The organism is Pseudomonas sp. 51_B (assembly GCF_017491595.1).
In the GTDB taxonomy this organism is placed as follows: domain Bacteria; phylum Pseudomonadota; class Gammaproteobacteria; order Pseudomonadales; family Pseudomonadaceae; genus Aquipseudomonas; species Aquipseudomonas promysalinigenes.
This window is the reverse complement of record NZ_JAFGYW010000116.1, coordinates 1-572: the sequence shown is the minus strand read 5'-3', so window position 1 is coordinate 572 and position 572 is coordinate 1. Positions and strand designations below refer to the sequence as shown.

General features: G+C 67.1%; 2 pseudogenes. Both read left to right on the top strand.

Annotation, left to right across the window (positions count from 1 at the left end):
- Positions 1-53 precede the first annotated feature (53 nt).
- A pseudogene (locus tag J5M56_RS26855) lies at positions 54-260 on the top strand (quinone-dependent dihydroorotate dehydrogenase); the annotation flags it as partial.
- Positions 261-365: 105 nt separating this feature from the next.
- Positions 366-572 (top strand): annotated as a pseudogene (locus tag J5M56_RS27270) (hypothetical protein); the annotation flags it as partial.

The following is a 572-nucleotide window of genomic DNA, read 5'->3' as shown; positions in this document are numbered from 1 at the left end:
CCTCTGCCGTGTTCAGCTCCCTCTACCCGCTTGCCCGCGCGTCCCTCTTCAAGATGGATGCGGAGGACGCCCATCATCTGACCCTGCGCATGCTCGGCGCCGCGGGCCGCACGGGCCTCGCGTGCGCGCTGTCGCCCCGCGTGCCCGACGCGCCGCGCACCGTGATGGGGCTCTCGTTCCGCAATCCGGTCGGGCTCGCGGCCGGCCTCGACAAGGACGGCGCGGCGATCGACGGCTTCGCCGCGCTCGGCTTCGGCTTCCGCTGCGGCTTCCTCGGACTTCTGCACCTCGAGATCATCCAGGAGCGGCTGTCGCGCGAGTTCGACCTCAACCTGATCGCGACCGCGCCGAGCGTCATCTACAAGATGAAGCTCACCGACGGCACCGAGCTCGAGATCCACAATCCCGTCGACATGCCTGACGTGGTCAAGATCGAGGAGATCCAGGAGCCCTGGATCGAGGCGACGATCATGACGCCGGACGAATATCTCGGCAGCGTGTTGAAGCTGTGCCAGGACCGCCGCGGCTCGCAGAAGGAGCTCACTTATGTCGGCTCCCGCGCGATGGTGAAA